13 protein-coding genes are annotated in these 14,905 nt (G+C 56.4%); 10 read left to right on the top strand and 3 right to left on the bottom strand.

Going from position 1 to position 14,905, the window contains the following annotated elements:
• Positions 1–285 precede the first annotated feature (285 nt).
• On the top strand, positions 286–1,326 hold the full coding sequence (locus DD597_RS04205; RefSeq protein ID WP_032609090.1) for an AI-2E family transporter: 1,041 nt from the start codon (positions 286–288) through the stop codon (positions 1,324–1,326).
• On the opposite strand, the gene DD597_RS04200 is transcribed toward DD597_RS04205, so the two are convergent.
• Positions 1,323–2,270 carry a zinc-dependent alcohol dehydrogenase family protein gene (locus DD597_RS04200; RefSeq protein WP_058658193.1) on the bottom strand — a complete coding sequence of 316 codons (948 nt, stop codon included), beginning with the start codon at positions 2,268–2,270 and terminating at the stop codon, positions 1,323–1,325. The two genes, DD597_RS04205 and DD597_RS04200, sit on opposite strands and share 4 nt — an antisense overlap.
• Complete coding sequence (locus DD597_RS04195) at positions 2,263–3,297, bottom strand: LLM class flavin-dependent oxidoreductase (protein ID WP_003857470.1); 1,035 nt, start codon at positions 3,295–3,297, stop codon at positions 2,263–2,265. The genes DD597_RS04200 and DD597_RS04195 overlap by 8 nt, the downstream gene beginning before the upstream one ends.
• Before the next feature lie 207 nt (positions 3,298–3,504).
• Here DD597_RS04195 and yajD point away from each other — a divergent pair, with 207 nt between their 5' ends.
• From yajD to pqqF, 9 genes are all read left to right on the top strand, one after another.
• Complete coding sequence (gene yajD / locus DD597_RS04190) at positions 3,505–3,852, top strand: HNH nuclease YajD (RefSeq protein WP_003857471.1); 348 nt, start codon at positions 3,505–3,507, stop codon at positions 3,850–3,852.
• 259 nt (positions 3,853–4,111) lie between these two features.
• On the top strand, positions 4,112–5,377 hold the full coding sequence (locus DD597_RS04185; protein WP_129255972.1) for a Y-family DNA polymerase: 1,266 nt from the start codon (positions 4,112–4,114) through the stop codon (positions 5,375–5,377).
• Between the two features lie 104 nt (positions 5,378–5,481).
• Positions 5,482–6,501 carry a dipeptidase gene (locus DD597_RS04180; protein ID WP_048210390.1) on the top strand — a complete coding sequence of 340 codons (1,020 nt, stop codon included), beginning with the start codon at positions 5,482–5,484 and terminating at the stop codon, positions 6,499–6,501.
• A 138-nt stretch (positions 6,502–6,639) separates the two neighbouring features.
• Positions 6,640–6,711, top strand: a complete 72-nt coding sequence (pqqA, locus tag DD597_RS04175; RefSeq protein ID WP_002905689.1) for a pyrroloquinoline quinone precursor peptide PqqA — start codon at positions 6,640–6,642, stop codon at positions 6,709–6,711.
• Positions 6,712–6,766: 55 nt separating this feature from the next.
• The gene (gene pqqB / locus DD597_RS04170; RefSeq protein ID WP_003857504.1) at positions 6,767–7,684 is read left to right on the top strand and encodes a pyrroloquinoline quinone biosynthesis protein PqqB; all 918 of its coding nucleotides are present in this window, start codon (positions 6,767–6,769) and stop codon (positions 7,682–7,684) included.
• A 2-nt stretch (positions 7,685–7,686) separates the two neighbouring features.
• Complete coding sequence (gene pqqC, locus DD597_RS04165; protein ID WP_003857506.1) at positions 7,687–8,442, top strand: pyrroloquinoline-quinone synthase PqqC; 756 nt, start codon at positions 7,687–7,689, stop codon at positions 8,440–8,442.
• 2 nt (positions 8,443–8,444) lie between these two features.
• Positions 8,445–8,723 carry a pyrroloquinoline quinone biosynthesis peptide chaperone PqqD gene (gene pqqD / locus DD597_RS04160; protein WP_003857508.1) on the top strand — a complete coding sequence of 93 codons (279 nt, stop codon included), beginning with the start codon at positions 8,445–8,447 and terminating at the stop codon, positions 8,721–8,723.
• The gene (gene pqqE / locus DD597_RS04155) at positions 8,710–9,852 is read left to right on the top strand and encodes a pyrroloquinoline quinone biosynthesis protein PqqE (protein WP_022651046.1); all 1,143 of its coding nucleotides are present in this window, start codon (positions 8,710–8,712) and stop codon (positions 9,850–9,852) included. The genes pqqD and pqqE overlap by 14 nt, the downstream gene beginning before the upstream one ends.
• 5 nt (positions 9,853–9,857) lie before the next feature.
• A complete protein-coding gene (pqqF, locus tag DD597_RS04150) occupies positions 9,858–12,134 on the top strand; it encodes a pyrroloquinoline quinone biosynthesis protein PqqF (protein WP_129255971.1) in 2,277 nt (758 codons plus the stop codon).
• An 86-nt stretch (positions 12,135–12,220) separates the two neighbouring features.
• Here pqqF and DD597_RS04145 read toward each other — a convergent pair whose 3' ends face one another.
• Positions 12,221–14,650: a glucose/quinate/shikimate family membrane-bound PQQ-dependent dehydrogenase gene (locus tag DD597_RS04145; protein ID WP_129255970.1), complete on the bottom strand. Its 2,430-nt coding sequence runs from the start codon at positions 14,648–14,650 to the stop codon at positions 12,221–12,223.
• Between the last annotated feature and the right edge of the window lie 255 nt (positions 14,651–14,905).

Here is a 14,905-nt window from a genome sequence, read left to right as displayed (position 1 = left end):
GTGTTGCTCACCAGAAAGCAGGCAGAGGGAGGTTGAAAACAGAGCAGAGTTGTTTGAAAAATACGTCCTGAACAAATTGTCCATAAAATTACAATTATCCGCGGTGTTGCTTCTCGTCTTTGCGGATGAAAATTGTCCTCGGTAGTTGAACACGCCTGATTTGTATCATAAGCCGGGAATTTACTCAAAGCCTTTTCATTTCTTTACCCAGTCTGTTTGATTTTGGTTAGTTTTTTTAATCCGCTTTCCCCTCTATTATAAATAAAAAACTGTTCAGGAACGTCCATGGCCAAACCTATTATCACCCTCAACGGGCTTAAGATCGTCATCATGCTGGGCATGCTGGTGATCATTCTGACCGGCGTTCGTTTTGCGGCCGATATCATCGTGCCTTTTATCCTGGCGCTTTTTATCGCGGTGATCCTCAATCCACTGGTGCAGCGAATGGCGCGGCTGCGCATCCCGCGTGTGCTGGCGATAAGCCTGCTTATCAGTATTATTATCGTTGCGATGGTGCTGTTAGTCGCCTATCTGGGAACCTCCCTGAACGAGCTGGCGCGGACGCTACCGACATACCGCTCTTCCCTGGCGACCCCGCTGCTGCAAATTGAACCCTGGCTGCAACGCGCGGGTATCGAAGTCTCGGTTGAGGAACTGCTTAAATACATCGATCCGAATGCCGCCATGACGATTGTCACCAGCCTGCTGGCACAACTCTCCAACGCCATGACCTCGATTTTCCTGCTGTTCCTGACGGTTGTGTTTATGCTGCTGGAAGTTCCACAGCTGCCTGCAAAGCTCCAGCACATCATGGTGCGTCCGGTAGAGGGAATGGGCGCCATTCAGCGCGCGCTCGACAGCGTTTCACGCTATCTGGTGCTGAAAACGGCCATCAGCCTGGTGACGGGATTAGTGGTCTGGGGGATGCTCGCCGCGCTGGATGTGCGTTTTGCCTTCGTCTGGGGGCTGCTGGCCTTTGCGCTCAACTATATTCCTAACATCGGCTCCGTGCTGGCGGCGATCCCCCCTATCCTTCAGGTGCTGGTTTTCAGCGGTTTGTATGATGCCCTGATTCTGCTGGCAGGCTATCTGGTGATTAACCTTGTCTTCGGGAACATTCTTGAACCACGGATAATGGGACGCGGGCTGGGGCTTTCAACCCTTGTAGTGTTCCTGTCCCTGATTTTCTGGGGCTGGCTGCTCGGGCCTGTCGGCATGCTGCTCTCCGTTCCGCTGACAATTATTGTCAAAATTGGCCTCGAGCAGACCGCCGGTGGACAAAGTATCGCTGTACTGCTGAGCGACATGAGCCATAAGGCCGATTAATTGTCCATCGACAGCATGGGCTTGCCCGTTCTTCCCGCTTCGCGATAGTTGCCTACTGCCCGCTGCCATTCCGACAGCGGGTAGAGGGTGACATCGCTGCACTGACTGGCGCGCAGTTTAGGCCAGATGCGCCGAAACTCCGCCTGCCACGCCTCAGCGCTCAGCGCGTCCAGATAGTTACGAATGTGAAACCACGCCACGCGCGGCAACGGCCGCTGCTGCCGGAAGGTCTGCCCGGAGAGCAGCCCGTAGCAGACAAAGGTGCCGGTTTCGGGCATCACGCTCAGGATCGTCTCCGCCAGGCTGCCGCCCGTGGCGTCGTACACCACGTCTGCGCGCGCGGCGGCAGCGTTGACGGCGGCCATATCGTGTTGCGCAATCGGGACGATCCCCTTTTCAGCCAGACGTTGAGCGTGCACGGGCGAGCGATGGATCCCGTAAACCGCCTCTGCACCCGCCTGGCGTGCCCATTGCCCGAGCAGAACGGCGCAGTCAGAACCGGCAGCGGTTAGCAGCACCGTTTTCCTGACCGTAGGATAGCGGTCCAGCATCATCTGTGCGGCAAGCGGGTTGATATACGCCCGCGCGGCAAGTAGCGAGTCGACGTCGTCCGGGACGGGAACCGCATACGCCGCCGGGCAGTCGACATAGCGCTGCCAGGTTCCCTGCCCCCGTAACGGCAGGACCCGCTTGCCCAGCAGCGCCGGATAAGCGGCGGGCGTTTCGGTCACTATTCCGACCCCTTCATAACCGGCTATCGCAGGCAGCGGCGTGCGATGGCGATATGCCCCGGTGATGGGGATGAGATCGGAGGCGTTCACCGGAGAAAAAAGCATGCGCACACGTATCTCTCCCGGCTGTCGCGGGGACAATGGTGTGGTTTCTGCTTGCAGTACCGATTCAGGCTCACCAAACCGGCGATACCAGAGGGCCAGATTACGCATTGCGATCGCGCCATCCCATTTCCGGTGCGACATGTTTCAGGATGGACTCGATCACATGTGCGTTGTATTCCACGCCCAGCTGATTCGGCACGGTAAGCAACAGCGTATCCGCTTCCGCGATCGCTTCATCCTTTTTCAACTGTTCAATCAGCTTGTCTGGCTCTGCGGCATAGCTGCGTCCGAAAATGGCCCGCGTTTTCTCATCCAGATAGCCCACGCTGTCGCTCTCATTGCGGCTTGAGCCGAAATACATCCGGTCGCGTTCGTCCATCAGGGCAAAAATACTGCGGCTGACCGAAACGCGTGGCTGACGGGTATGCCCTGCCTCAGCCCAGGCCTGTCGGTAGGCACGGATCTGTTTTGCCTGCTGAATATGGAACGGCTCGCCGGTTTCATCATCTTTCAGCGTTGAGCTTTGCAGGTTCATCCCCAGTTTTGCCGCCCATACTGCCGTTGCATTAGAGCCAGCCCCCCACCAGATACGATCGCGTAAGCCTTCTGAATGCGGCTCCAGACGCAACAATCCCGGCGGGTTTGGGAACATCGGCTGTGGGTTAGGCTTCGCAAACCCTTCACCGCGTAATACATCAAGCAGTACCTCAGTGTGGCGGCGCGCCATATCAGATTCGGTTTCCCCTTCCTGCGGCACGTAACCAAAATAACGCCAGCCATCAATCACCTGCTCCGGGGAACCCCGGCTGATACCAAGCTGTAATCGCCCGCCGGAGATGAGATCTGCCGCGCCAGCATCTTCCGCCATATACAGCGGATTTTCATACCGCATGTCGATCACGCCCGTCCCGATTTCGATACGTTTGGTTTTCGCGCCTATTGCCGCCAGCAAGGGGAATGGCGAACTGAGCTGGCGGGCAAAGTGGTGCACACGGAAATAAGCCCCGTCCGCGCCCAGCTCTTCGGCTGCGACCGCCAGATCGATGGACTGTAGCAGCGTGTCAGCCGCGGTTCGCGTGCCGGACTGGGGTGACGGCGTCCAGTGACCAAACGACAAAAATCCGATCTTTTTCATAGTGGAGTATCCTGATAAAGCATTGCGTTATCCCTACTCTACGCATTAACGGATGAGAATAAATGGTGATTATTTAACGGAATGCTTCAAATAAACTGACAGAAATACGCAAATCGCAGGCTGCCTTCCCGCAGAGGAGGCATTCTCCTGACATCTCATAATGGGATATAGTGTGAACTATTCTCTTTTTAACAGGTAACATCAGCAATGGCTCTGATCCCCAAAAACTACGCACGGCTGGAAAGCGGCTACCGTGAAAAAGCGCTAAAAATCTACCCCTGGGTTTGTGGACGCTGCTCGCGTGAGTTTGTTTATTCAAATCTTCGTGAACTCACGGTTCACCATATCGACCACGATCACACCAATAACCCGGAAGATGGCAGTAACTGGGAGCTGTTGTGCCTGTTTTGTCACGATCACGAACACTCAAAGTACACCGAAGCGGATCAGTATGGCACCACCGTTGTCGCGGGTGAGGATGCGCAAAAAGACGTGGGTGTCGCCACATTTAACCCCTTTGCCGATCTCAAGGCGATGATGGACAAGAAGAAGTAATATCGACGGCTTCACTGCCCATACCTGCCGTATGGGCACTTATATTCCTTAAACATTTCATTAAATACCCTTTCCGCCAGATTTGCCTCGCCGCCATTCTGGACATAACCCTCGCCCTCCTGCACCCGTACGACGTCACTCCTCGTTCCCCCTTGATCTTTGCTATCAATATACAATACTGTATATAAATACAGTATTTATTAACGGTGATCATAATGCAGTTTTTCACCCCACCTGGCGATACCAGAGCGAGCTGACCATGTTTGCACTGTGTGATGTGAACGCTTTCTATGCTTCCTGTGAAACGGTTTTTCGCCCGGACCTGAAGGGACGACCGGTGGTCGTGTTGTCCAATAACGATGGGTGCGTCATCTCTCGCTCCGCTGAAGCCAAACCCTTTGTGAAAATGGGTGAACCGTACTTCAAACAGAAAGATCGCTTCAGGCATCATGGCGTGGTTTGTTTCAGCAGTAATTATGAACTTTACGCGGATATGTCCAACCGGGTAATGAACACGCTTGAAGAGATGTCGCCTCGTAGCGAAATATACTCCATTGATGAGATCTTTTGCGATCTTACCGGGGTACGTAATTGTCGCGATCTTTCCGATTTTGGGCATGAAATGAGAGCGACCGTACTGCAACGCACCCATCTGACCGTCGGGGTGGGCATCGCACCCACAAAGACGCTGGCGAAACTGGCAAATCACGCGGCAAAACGCTGGCAGCGCCAGACGGGAGGCGTTGTTGATTTATCCAATGTGGATCGTCAGAGAAAGCTGATGGCGGCGCTACCCGTCGAAGACGTTTGGGGTGTAGGACGTCGCATAGCGAAGAAGCTTGAGATGATGGGGATTAAGACCGTCCTGCAACTGGCAGACACCGATATCCGGTTCATAAGAAAACATTTCAATGTCGTGCTGGAGAGAATGGTGCGTGAATTACGGGGCGAACCGTGTCTTGAACTGGAAGAGTTTGCCCCGGTAAAGCAAGAAATCGTCTGTTCGCGCTCGTTTGGCGAACGCATCACCGAATATGACGATGTACGCCAGGCCATCTGTAGTTATGCCGCCCGGGCAGCAGAAAAACTTCGCAATGAGCATCAGCATTGCCGCTTTATCTCCGTATTTGTTAAAACCTCGCCCTTCGCGCTTAACGAGCCATATTATGGCAATAGCGCGTCGGTAAAACTGCTTACCCCAACCCAGGATAGCCGGGATATTATCGGCGCATCAGTTCGTTGTCTGGATGCGGTCTGGAAGAACGGCCATCGGTACCAGAAAGCCGGCGTGATGCTGGGAGATTTTTATAGCCAGGGCGTCGCGCAACTTAATCTGTTTGACGACAACGCACCCAGGAAAAACAGCCAAAAGTTAATGGATGTATTAGACCATCTGAATGCTGAAAATGGCCGTGGCACGCTTTACTTCGCGGGACAGGGTATTCAGCAGCCGTGGCAGATGAAACGGGAAATGCTTTCACCCCGCTACACAACCCGCTTTGCGGATCTCCTCACTGTTAAGTGATATTAACAATTGCTGCTAAGTTGTAATTTTCCCCTTGCTGGACCGGACAAATCGGTTATCGTGCCAGGCAACTTTCACAGCAATAAAAGACAGTGGGATGCGCTATGGCGATTTTTGATGGTCACAATGACCTGTTGCTTAATTTATGGCTTCACCATCGCCAGGATCCGGTAACGGCCTTCTTCTCCGGCATTGAAAACGGACACCTCGATTATCCGCGCATGCAGCAAGGCGGATTTTCCGGCGGGCTGTTCGCGCTGTTCGTGCCGCCGCAGGAGTATATCGCCCGCATGGCGCCACAATACGCCTGCGAGCCGTGGCAGCCGGTCGACATTCTCTGGCAGCAGCTGACGATCCTTAAGCAGCTTGTCGCCCACTCCGACGGCCGGGCGCGATTGTGCCTGAGCGCGGCGGATATCGAACGCTGCCGTCAGGATAAGGTGCTGGCGATGGTAGCGCATATTGAGGGCGCGGGCGGTTTTGACGGCGAGGGAGGCGATCTACAGGCTTTCTATGCCGCCGGGGTGCGTAGCATTGGGCCTTTCTGGAACATTGCTAACCGTTTTGGCACCGGCGTTAACGGGGTGTTTCCCGGCAGCCCGGACAGCGGCCCAGGGCTTACCGCAGAGGGTATCGCCCTCATTAAGCACGCTAATGCCCTGAACATGCTGATTGACGTTTCGCATATGAATGAAAAGGCGTTCTGGGATACCGCTCGTCATTCCTCATCACCGCTGGTCGCCACCCACTCCAACGCCCATACGCTGTGCCCGCAACCGCGCAATCTGACCGATCGGCAGCTGCTGGCTATCCGCGACAGCGGCGGCGTGGCTGGCGTCAATTTCGGCAACGCGTTTCTGCGCGCCGACGGTAAACGCGATAGCGATACCCCGCTGAGTACGATTGTTCGCCATATCGACTATCTTATTAACATCATGGGTGACGATCATGTCGCGCTGGGCTCCGATTTTGACGGCATTACGTTGCCTGATGACTTACACGATGTGAGTGGTTTACCACGGCTAATCAGCGCGTTGCGTGACAGCGGCTATGATCAATTTGTGCTGAATAAGCTGCTGTGGGGTAACTGGCAAAAGGTATTGCAAAATGTTTGGCAACAATAGGTTACGTTGTAAACATTAAGTTAATTCCTTACATCTTTCGGGTTGAGCTTTGCCCTCCTGTGACGCATTATTTGATGACCATCACAAAACTGGCACAAACAATGGCGTTGGTGCTGCATTTTTAAAGAGGAAAAAACGATGTGGAAGAAACCTGCTTTTATTGATTTACGTCTTGGCCTGGAAGTGACCCTGTACATTTCCAACCGCTAATCGCTCTGCCCGCCATCCGTGCGGGCATTTTTGTTTGACTACCTGGCCCATCTTCATGTTTATTAAAGTCCTCGGTTCCGCCGCTGGCGGTGGTTTCCCCCAGTGGAACTGTAACTGCGCCAACTGTCAGGGTTTGCGCGACGGTACCCTTCAGGCGACCCCTCGCACCCAGTCGTCGATCATCGTCAGTGATAACGGCAAAGAGTGGGTGCTGTGTAACGCCTCCCCCGATATCAGCCAGCAGATTGCCCATACGCCAGAACTGAATAAGAAAGAGGTTCTGCGCGGCACGCATATTGGCGGCATTATTCTCACCGATAGCCAGATTGACCACACCACCGGGCTGCTCAGCCTGCGCGAAGGGTGCCCACATCAGGTATGGTGTACGCCGGAGGTGCATGAAGATCTTTCCAGCGGATTCCCGATTTTTACCATGCTCCGGCACTGGAACGGCGGCCTTATTCATCACCCGATTGCGCCGCTCACCGCCTTTAGCGTGGAAGCCTGCCCTGATTTGCAGTTTACCGCTGTCCCCATCGCCAGTAACGCACCGCCCTATTCGCCGTGGCGCGACCGCCCGCTGCCGGGGCATAACGTGGCGCTGTTTATCGAAAACCGCCGCAACGGTCAGACGCTGTTCTACGCGCCGGGTCTCGGTGAACCCGATGACGCTATCCTGCCGTGGCTCAAAAAGGCGGACTGTCTGCTGATTGACGGCACCGTCTGGCAGGACGATGAACTCCAGGCCACCGGCGTCGGGCGCAATACCGGCCGCGACATGGGCCATCTGGCGCTCGGCGATGAACACGGCATGATGGCGCTGCTGGCCTCGCTGCCGGCAAAGCGCAAGATTCTGATCCACATTAATAACACCAACCCGATCCTTAACGAGCAGTCGCCGCAGCGTCACGCCCTTGCGCAGCAGGGAATAGAAGTGAGCTGGGACGGGATGAACATCACGCTTCAGGACTAACTATGCACATTCGCGAAACGCTCTCGCCGCAAGAGTTTGAGCACGCCCTTCGGGCGAAAGGCGCCTACTATCATATTCACCATCCGTACCATATCGCGATGCATAACGGCGAGGCCAGCCGCGAGCAGATCCAGGGCTGGGTGGCGAACCGGTTTTACTACCAGACGACGATCCCACTGAAAGACGCGGCAATTATGGCGAACTGCCCGGATCCGCACACGCGTCGCAAATGGGTGCAGCGGATCCTCGATCACGACGGCAGCAACGGTCATGACGGCGGTATCGAAGCCTGGCTACAGCTGGGCGAAGCCGTGGGGCTCAGCCGCGAGGACTTAATCAGCGAACGCCACGTGCTGCCCGGCGTCCGTTTCGCCGTCGACGCTTACGTTAACTTCGCCCGCCGCGCCAACTGGCAGGAGGCTGCATGCAGTTCGCTCACCGAACTGTTCGCCCCGCAAATCCATCAGTCGCGTCTCGACAGCTGGCCACAGCACTACCCGTGGATCAAAGAGGAAGGCTATTTTTATTTCCGCAGCCGCCTCAGCCAGGCCAGCCGCGACGTTGAACATGGTCTGGAGCTGGCGAAGCGTTATTGCGATAGCGCGGAAAAGCAGAATCGGATGCTGGAGATCCTTCAGTTCAAACTCGATATCCTGTGGTCGATGCTCGACGCGATGACCATGGCCTACGCGCTACAGCGTCCGCCTTATCACACGGTCACCGACAAAGCGGCCTGGCACACAACCCGACTGGTATAAGCATGCAAAAAAACTCCATCGTCGCCTTTCGTCGCGGCTATCGCCTGCAATGGGAAGCCGCTCAGGACAGCCATGTCATCCTCTATCCGGAAGGCATGGCTAAACTCAATGAGACCGCCGCCGCGATCCTCGAACTGGTCGATGGCCAACGCGACGCGGCGGCCATCATTGCCATACTCAACGAACGGTTCCCGGAAGCCGGCGGCGTGGATGACGACGTCGTAGAATTCCTGCAAATTGCTTATCAACAGAAGTGGATTATTTTCCGTGAGCCAGAATAAACCTGCCGTTAATCCACCGCTGTGGCTGCTGGCGGAGCTGACCTATCGCTGTCCGCTACAGTGTCCTTACTGCTCTAACCCGCTGGACTTCGCCCGGCAGGATCAGGAGCTGACCACTGAACAGTGGATTGAGGTTTTCCGCCAGGCGCGGGCGATGGGCAGCGTGCAGATAGGTTTTTCCGGCGGCGAACCGTTGACGCGTAAAGATCTGCCGGAGCTGATCCGCGCCGCCCGCGATCTCGGTTTTTATACCAACCTGATCACCTCGGGAATTGGCCTGACGGAAAGCAAGCTCGACGCATTCAGCGAGGCCGGTCTGGACCATATCCAGATTAGCTTCCAGGCCAGCGATGAAGTGCTCAACGCTGCGCTGGCGGGGAATAAAAAAGCCTTCCAGCAGAAGCTGGCGATGGCCAAAGCGGTTAAAGCGCGCGATTACCCGATGGTGCTGAATTTCGTCCTGCACCGGCATAATATCGATCAGATCGATAAAATCATCGAACTGTGCATCGAGCTGGACGCCGACGACGTCGAACTTGCCACCTGCCAGTTCTACGGTTGGGCATTCCTTAATCGTCAGGGGCTTCTGCCGACGCGGGAACAGATTGCCCGCGCGGAACGCGTGGTTGCCGAATATCGGCAAAAAATGGCCGCCAGCGGCAATCTGACCAACCTGCTGTTCGTCACCCCCGATTATTACGAAGAGCGGCCAAAAGGCTGTATGGGCGGTTGGGGGTCGATTTTCCTCAGCGTGACCCCGGAAGGCACGGCGCTGCCCTGCCACAGCGCGCGCCAGCTGCCGGTGGATTTCCCGTCGGTGCTTGAGCAGAGCCTGGAATCCATCTGGTATGACTCTTTCGGCTTCAACCGCTATCGCGGGTTTGACTGGATGCCGGAGCCGTGCCGCTCCTGCGATGAAAAAGAGAAAGACTTCGGCGGCTGCCGCTGCCAGGCCTTTATGCTCACCGGGAATGCGGATAACGCCGATCCGGTGTGCAGCAAATCGCCGCATCATCATAAAATCCTCGAGGCGCGACGCGAAGCAGCCTGTAGTGATATGAAGATCGGTCAGCTTCAGTTTCGCAACCGAACCCGTTCTCAGCTTATCTATAAAACCCGGGAACTGTAACGATAATGACCATCCGCATCGTGGAACTGGCAGGCGGTTTACGCGCAACGCTGGTGCATCAGCCGCAGGCGACACGCGCGGCGGCGCTGGCGCGCGTGAGTGCCGGAAGCCATCACGAGCCACCGCGATTCGCCGGTCTTGCGCATTTACTTGAGCACCTGCTGTTCCGCGGTAGCCAGCGCTATCAGGGCGATGATCGACTCATGGCCTGGGTCCAGCGCCAGGGCGGCAACGTCAATGCCACCACGCTGGCTCGCCACAGCGCTTTTTTCTTCGACGTTGCCGCCGATAACCTGTCCGACGGCGTCGCGCGACTGCGGGATATGTTGCAGGCGCCGCTGCTTTCCCGGCAGGACATCCAGCGCGAAGTGGCGGTCATTGATGCGGAAAACCGGCTTATCCAGCAGCATGATGCCGCCCGGCGCGAAGCCGCGGCGCGCCACGCGATGGAACAACCGGAGGTTTTTCGCCGTTTTCAGGTTGGTAGCCATGATTCTCTGGGGCAAGACACGGGATCGCTGCACGCCGCGTTGCGCGACTTTCATCGCCGCTATTATGTGGCCGGACACCTGCAATTGTGGCTACAGGGACCGCAAACGCTGGATGCGTTAGCCGAGCTTGCCCATACGTTTTCGACAGGTTTTGCTTCAGGTGGCGTGCCTGAAGCCGCCCCCCCGTTACGCCTTAGCGCTGAAGCATATTATCAGCTGGCAGTGACGGAGCGACCCGCGCTGTGGCGCTGTCCGTTGATCCAAAAAAGTGACAACGTCACCTTTCTTCGGGAATTTTTGCTGGACGAGGCCCCCGGAAGCCTGATTGACGGGCTGCGGGCGCGCGGGCTGGCAGAAGAGGTATCGCTGGACTGGCTTTATCAGGATGACGATTACGGCTGGCTGGCGCTAACGCTTGACGGCGAACGGCCCGAGGCCATAGACGCGCAAATCACGCGCTGGCTGCGGGCCCTACAGCAAACGACGCAAGAGCAACAGCGGCATTATTATCGGCTGGCACAGCAGCGCTTTAACGCCCTGTCGGCCCTTGACCAGCTTCGCCAGCGGGCGTTTGGTTTTGCGCCCGGCGCGGCGCCGGTTGATTTTTCCGCCTTCTGTGCCGACTTACTGGCGGCGCCCACCTCATATCTGGCCTGCAAAAAAATGGAAGCCGCCGGGACAATTTCCAGCCAGGGATTTGCCCTGCCGCTTAGCCACTGGCGTCGCCAGCCGGTTGCGGATGAGAGCCCCACCGCGTTTTCCTTCTACCCGCAGGCTGCCCAATATTCTGCCCCAGCCCTGACGCCAGAAGCCGTTCCGCTGCTGCATTTACCGGCGCAGGCACAAGCGCCGACGCTGATCCTCCGCTGGCCTTTTTATTCGCGCGTAAGCGAGTCACAGGGGGTGGCGATCGGCAAACAATTACGCCCTCTTCTGGCTGAAATGCGCCATATCGGCGGCAGCGGCGAGTGGCAAACGGTTGACGGTAGCTGGCAGCTAACCCTGCGGCTTCCTGACGCCGTGGTGATGGCGGAACCCATCATCGGGGCGATAATCGATCGCCTCTCCCGCCCCACACCGGCTATTACGCCTGCGCCAGATGGCATTGCGATCCGTCAGTTGCTTAAGCAATTGCCTGAACGACTGGCATCGGAACCGTCACGGAATGGCTGGCTGGCGGCGTTAGCTGGCGGCAGCGCCGGACACGCGCACGGGTTAGCCCGGCAGCTTGGCCTGCTCCGGGCGCCGGTTAACGCTAAGCCGTTGCCGTTAAGCGATTGTCCCGGCGGGGTCGAACACATTCCGCACGCCAGCGAGGATTCGGCGCTGCTGGTGTTTATTCCCCTGCCGCCGGGTGCGTCGCTCGCCGCGCTGCGGCTGCTGGCGTTATGCTGCGAACCGCGATTTTTCCAGCGCCTGCGCGTGGAACAGCAGATTGGCTACGTGGTCAGCTGTCGTTATCAGCGTATTGCCGATCGCGATGGCCTGCTGCTGGCGTTACAGTCGCCTGATCGTTCTCCCGTGAACCTGTTGGGTTGCTGCAAACGATTTTTGCGAGAGCTGACGCTGTGCGATGAATCCGAGTTCAGCCTATTGCGACAGCAGCTGGCGACGCAGATCCGCTCACCGATGGATGCCAGCGCCACGGCAGTGGCCGCCCTGCGCCAGCGCTATGGTTTGCCGGTGTTAACGCCGCAGGCTATTGATGCCCTGCAACCTGACGAGATAGTCGCGCTATGGCGCGAGATGACTCGCCGTCGCCGTCGCTGGCGGGTGCTTTTCACGGGCTGACCGGAACCGCAGCTTTCTTCCTGTGCGTGGTTTTCAGTCAAAAAAAAGCCCCGTACTACGACGGGGCCAGGCTGTTTATTTCGCTGTTATTTATCCAGCGCGTAGGCAATCACGTAGTCACCACGATCCGGCGACTGGCGTGCACCGCCGGCAGAGATCAGAATGTACTGTTTGCCGGTTTTCGGTGATACATAGCTGATAGGTCCGCCCTGGCTACCCACCGGGAGACGCGCTTTCCACACTTCTTCCCCCGTAGAGGAATCAAAGGCGCGCAGGTAGTAATCCTGGGTTCCCGCAATGAAGACCAGACCGCCCTGCGTGGCCAGCGTACCGCCCAGCGTCGGCATACCGACAGGCATCTGCATACGCATTTTTACCCCAAACGGACCGGTATCCTGAACGGTACCGACCGGCACCTGCCAGACGATTTTCTGTGTTTTCAGGTCAATCGCAGAGAGAGAGCCAAACGGTGGTTTCTGGCACGGAATACCCAGCGGTGACATGAAACGGTTTTTGTTGACCGAATACGGCGTTCCTTTCATCGGAACAGCGCCCATACCGGCGTTCACGGCTTCACCGCCCGTGTTTGCCACTGCGCTTTGCGGATCTTGTTTAATCAGCTGGACCCACAGACCCAGACGCATGTCGTTGACGAAGATGTACTGGTTGTTCTGATCCGTGGACAGACTACCCCAGTTCATTCCCCCCAGCGAGCCCGGGAAGCTCAGGGAAATATCGGTTCCCGGCATCGTGTACAGACCGTCATAACGCATTGATTTGAAGCTGATACGACAGGCCAGCTGGTCAAACGGCGTCGCCCCCCACATATCCGATTCTTTCAGGGTTTCCGCGCCAATCTGCGGCATCCCCACAGAGCGCGGCTGCGTTGTCGGGTACTGTTCACGTGGAATATCCGCTGGTTTTACCGGAACCTCTTTCACTTCAGTGAGCGGTTTACCCGTCAGGCGATCAAGAACATAAATTTGCCCCGCTTTGGTGCCCACCACCACCGCGGGCTTGTTGCCCTCTTTTGTCGGGAAATCAACCAGGCTCGGCTGCATCGGGATATCGAAATCCCAGAGGTCGTTATGCACGGTCTGGTATACCCACTTCTCTTTCCCGGTAGTCGCATCCAGCGCGAGGATTGAGGTGGCGTATTTATGATCTTCCGGAATACGGTCAGCGCCCCACAGGTCGACGGAGGAACTCCCCATCGGGATAAACACGGTATTCATCGACGCATCCCAGGACATAGGGGCCCAGGAGTTTGCAGAGCTACGTTTGTAGTGTTCGCCCGGCTTCAGAACATAGTTCGGATCCGGATTACGCGGGTCGAACGCCCAGCGCAGCTGGCCGGTGATCACGTCATAACCACGTATAACGCCTCCCGGCATATCGGTGCTGACGTTATCCGCAACGCGGCCACCAACGACAACCGTCGTACCCGCCAGCGTCGGGGCCGACGTCAGCACGTAGGTGGGATCTGACGCGTCGCCCATCCCTTCATGCAGGTTAACGCTGCCGTTAGTACCGAAGTCCGGGCAGAATTTGCCGTTATCGGCGTCTAACGCGATCAGCTTACCGTCAATAGTATTCATCAGGATACGGCGCTGGCATGCAGCGCCCGGTGCGACCTGCGCTGGCAGAACCGGCGTGGAGCCCGCTACCGTTGGCTGTGCCAGCGGTTTGGTGGCATCAAAGTATGCCAGGCCACGGCAGCGCATCCAGATTGCAGATTTGGCGTTGATTTCCGCTTTCCAGATCTCTTTCCCACTATCGGCATCCACGGCGATCACGTTGTTATGCGGCGTACAGAGGAAGACACGATCGCCAACCTGTAGCGGCGTTTGCTGATCTTCTGCGCCATTGCCGTCCGGACTTTCCGGTACGTCACCGGTATGGTAGGTCCAGACCGGTTTCAGGTTTTTCACGTTGTCACGGGTTATCTGGTCCAGCGCCACAAAGCGACTACCGCCGGCCGTATTACCGTAGTGATCCCAGTTCTGCTGTTTCGCATCATCTTTTACCGGTACCAGCGGACGTTTTTCACCGCTAAACGGCACGGTCGGATGGGGTTGAAACATCTGAACAAAGGTGACGCCCATGGCAATAATAAGGACCGCGCAGACCCCCAGGGCCCCTTTTGCACAGGACGGTTTTCCTTCACGTTTACGCAATGCAGGCCAGGTGGCAGCTGCCAGCACCATCAGCCCGGCGGGTACCATTAAACGGGAAACCAGCGGCCAGAAGTCGAGCCCGGCATCGAAAAATGCCCAAATCAGGGTGCCAAGAAACACCAGGGCAAACAGCCCCACGGCAGAGGACTTGCGGCGGAAGAACTGAATCGCAGAGAGCAGAGTGATAACCCCGGCGATGAGAAAATACCAACTCCCCCCCAGGGAAACCAGTTTAAAACCGCCGATAGCAAAAAAGAGCCCCGTTACAAGAAGTATCACACCCACCAGCAGGCACCACGGGCCTAACCAGCCGGATGAGCGGGGATTATTGTCTGACATAAAAATGAATCTCCTGATTACTTTATAACAGCAGGGTTTTATTGACTGCCACGATGCTAAAACCCTGCGTAACATCAATTGTTCGTGTGCGAATCATAAATTAAAATTATAATGTAGACAAAATGTATTCTGTCGGAAGAAAAGAAAACTCACTAAAGTGCAGGAACATAACAAAATAAAAAAAATGGGATATCACTCTGTAATTCGCCAATACCAGAATATTTGACCAGCAAGTTCCGGCTTATGCGATGAATA

Origin of the sequence: Enterobacter cloacae complex sp. 677-3DZ2D5B, assembly GCF_004136695.1 — a bacterium.
GTDB lineage: Bacteria > Pseudomonadota > Gammaproteobacteria > Enterobacterales > Enterobacteriaceae > Enterobacter > Enterobacter hormaechei_C.
This window is presented reverse-complemented; position numbering and strand designations above follow the sequence as displayed.